This is a genomic window from Streptococcus orisasini, assembly GCF_001431045.1.
Classification (GTDB): domain Bacteria; phylum Bacillota; class Bacilli; order Lactobacillales; family Streptococcaceae; genus Streptococcus; species Streptococcus orisasini.
Genome location: NZ_BCLE01000059.1, coordinates 1 through 2,564, shown reverse-complemented (window position 1 = coordinate 2,564; position 2,564 = coordinate 1). Strand labels below are relative to the sequence as shown.

The 2,564-nt window shown below is 48.9% G+C and carries 1 tRNA gene and 1 rRNA gene; both read left to right on the top strand.

Annotation, left to right across the window (positions count from 1 at the left end):
• Positions 1-106 precede the first annotated feature (106 nt).
• Positions 107-179, top strand: a tRNA-Ala gene (locus tag SCSH_RS10755).
• A gap of 243 nt (positions 180-422) precedes the next feature.
• A 23S ribosomal RNA gene (locus tag SCSH_RS10750) occupies positions 423-2,564 on the top strand; the annotation flags it as partial.

Genomic DNA, 2,564 nt, shown 5'->3' with positions numbered 1-2,564 from the left:
GGTGCGGCTGGATCACCTCCTTTCTAAGGAAAAGTAAGTAACGGAGGGCGTCTCTGTACTTACACGGAAGCACTTGTAGAGTCTTGTTTAGTTTTGAGAGGGAAGTGGGGCCTTAGCTCAGCTGGGAGAGCGCCTGCTTTGCACGCAGGAGGTCAGCGGTTCGATCCCGCTAGGCTCCATGGGATATGAGGTTCACTAAACTTAAAGTATAAGTGAAGTTGAACACGTGACTAACTTCTTAGGAAAATAGATAATCTTCCTCGTGTCTATAATGACACTTGCGTCAGATTCCTAATTTTCTACAGAAGTTTTCGCTAAAGCGAACCGTCACTTTGTATCCTAATGGTTCATTGACAATTGAATAGCGCAACAAAAAAAGAAACCGAAACGCTGTAGATCATATTGAAAGAGTTTTAAAATAAGGTTAAGTTAATAAGGGCGCACGGTGGATGCCTAGGCACTAGGAGCCGATGAAGGACGTGACGAACGACGAAATGCTTTGGGGAGCTGTAAGTAAGCTGAGATCCAGAGATGTCCGAATGGGGGAACCCACTAACTAATGGTTAGTATCCATATCTGTTAAGGATATGAGAAGGAAGACGCAGTGAACTGAAACATCTAAGTAGCTGCAGGAAGAGAAAGCAAACGCGATTGCCTGAGTAGCGGCGAGCGAAAAGGCAGGAGGGCAAACCAGAGTGTTTACACTCTGGGGTTGTAGGACTGCGCAAAGGATATAAAGAGTATAGGAGAATGATCTGGGAAGGTCAGCCAGAGAGAGTAAGAGCCTCGTATCTGAAATAGTCTTTATAGCAAGCAGTATCCTGAGTACGGCGGGACACGAGGAATCCCGTCGGAAACTGGGAGGCCCATCTCCCAACCCTAAATACTCCCTAGTGACCGATAGTGAACCAGTACCGTGAGGGAAAGGTGAAAAGTACCCCGGAAGGGGAGTGAAAGAGTACCTGAAACCGTGTGCCTACAAGAAGTTCGAGCCCGTTAATGGGTGAGAGCGTGCCTTTTGTAGAATGAACCGGCGAGTTACGTTATGATGCGAGGTTAAGTTGAAGAGACGGAGCCGAAGGGAAACCGAGTCTGAAGAGGGCGAATAAGTATGATGACGTAGACCCGAAACCATGTGACCTACCCATGAGCAGGGTGAAGGTGCGGTAAAGCGCACTGGAGGCCCGCACCAGGGCACGTTGAAAAGTGCTTGGATGACTTGTGGGTAGCGGAGAAATTCCAAACGAACTTGGAGATAGCTGGTTCTCTCCGAAATAGCTTTAGGGCTAGCGTCGATTGAGAGACCGTTGGAGGTAGAGCACTGTTTGATTGAGGGGTCCATCCCGGATTACCAATATCAGATAAACTCCGAATGCCAAGCGGTTGCGATCGGCAGTCAGACTGCGAGTGCTAAGATCCGTAGTCGAAAGGGAAACAGCCCAGACCACCAGCTAAGGTCCCCAAATAATTGTTAAGTGGAAAAGGATGTGGGGTTGCACAGACAACTAGGATGTTAGCTTAGAAGCAGCTATTCATTCAAAGAGTGCGTAATAGCTCACTAGTCGAGTGACCCTGCGCCGAAAATGTACCGGGGCTAAAACAATTTACCGAAGCTGTGGATAACACTAAGGTGTTATGGTAGGAGAGCGTTCTATGTGTGGCGAAGGTATACCGTGAGGAGTGCTGGAACGCATAGAAGTGAGAATGCCGGTATGAGTAGCGAAAGACAGGTGAGAATCCTGTCCACCGTAAGACTAAGGATTCCAGGGGAAGGCTCGTCCGCCCTGGGTTAGTCGGGACCTAAGGAGAGACCGACAGGTGTATCCGATGGGCAACAGGTTGATATTCCTGTACTAGAGTATAGAGTGAAGGAGGGACGCAGTAGGCTAGCTAAACCGGACGACTGGAAGAGTCCGGCCAAGCAGTGAGGTGTGAACTGAGTCAAATGCTTAGTTCTATAACATTGAGCTGTGAAGGGGAGCGAAGTTAAGTAGTGAAGTTAGTGATGTCACACTGCCAAGAAAAGCTTCTAGCGTAAATGTATACTCTACCCGTACCGTAAACCGACACAGGTAGTCGAGGCGAGTAGCCTCAGGTGAGCGAGCGAACTCTCGTTAAGGAACTCGGCAAAATGACCCCGTAACTTAGGGAGAAGGGGTGCTGGCATAAGGTCAGCCGCAGTGAAAAGGCCCAAGCAACTGTTTATCAAAAACACAGCTCTCTGCAAAATCGTAAGATGAGGTATAGGGGGTGACGCCTGCCCGGTGCTGGAAGGTTAAGAGGAGCGCTTAGACGTCAGTCGAAGGTGTGAATTGAAGCCCCAGTAAACGGCGGCCGTAACTATAACGGTCCTAAGGTAGCGAAATTCCTTGTCGGGTAAGTTCCGACCCGCACGAAAGGCGTAATGATTTGGGCACTGTCTCAACGAGAGACTCGGTGAAATTTTAGTACCTGTGAAGATGCAGGTTACCCGCGACAGGACGGAAAGACCCCATGGAGCTTTACTGCAGTTTGATATTGGGTATCTGTCACACATGTACAGGATAGGTAGGAGCCAAAGAAGA